This is a genomic window from Vibrio sp. 811 (assembly GCF_033339195.1).
The window spans coordinates 1-590 of the sequence record NZ_JAWOUB010000661.1; the positions used below are offsets into that span (position 1 = coordinate 1).

Below are 590 nucleotides of genomic sequence, written 5' to 3' on the forward strand. Positions count from 1 at the left end.
ACTCACCTAGAAGTCTGTATTGATAATATTGAATCTCTTCATTACGCCATTGCTGGTGGCGCAACTCGTATTGAGCTTTGCTCATCTCTCGCATTGGGTGGCTTAACGCCAAGCTACGGTTTTATGCAGCAAGCGGCCAAACAATCTTCTGTTCCAGTGTATGCCATGATTCGTCCACGCCAAGGCGACTTTTTCTATAACGAAGAAGAGTTAGATATGATGCGCTGGGACATCGAAGCCGCCCATCAATCTGGTTTAGATGGAGTGGTGCTAGGCGTACTGACCCAAGAAGGTGATATCCACATGCCGTTTGCCACCGCATTGTGCGAGTTTGCACAAGCACTGGGTCTTGGCATCACGTTTCATCGTGCGTTTGATCAATGTCGCAATGCAGAACAAGCGTTGGAAGATATCATCCATTTAGGTTGCGAACGTATTCTGACTTCAGGCCTCGCTCCATCTGCACCAGCAGGCGAGAGCGTACTTAAATCTCTTGTGGAACAAGCCCAAGGGCGCATTGCGATCATGGCCGGGGCGGGAGTGAATGCAGACAACGTCCGTCATTTAGTCAAAAACACGAACGTGCAGAT

The 590-nt window shown here is 49.2% G+C and carries 1 protein-coding gene; it reads left to right on the forward strand.

The genetic code is table 11. The annotated features are described in order from the left end of the window. Positions 1-590: copper homeostasis protein CutC (locus R7Q46_RS28690; protein ID WP_318078510.1), on the forward strand; the 590-nt coding region annotated here is incomplete at both ends.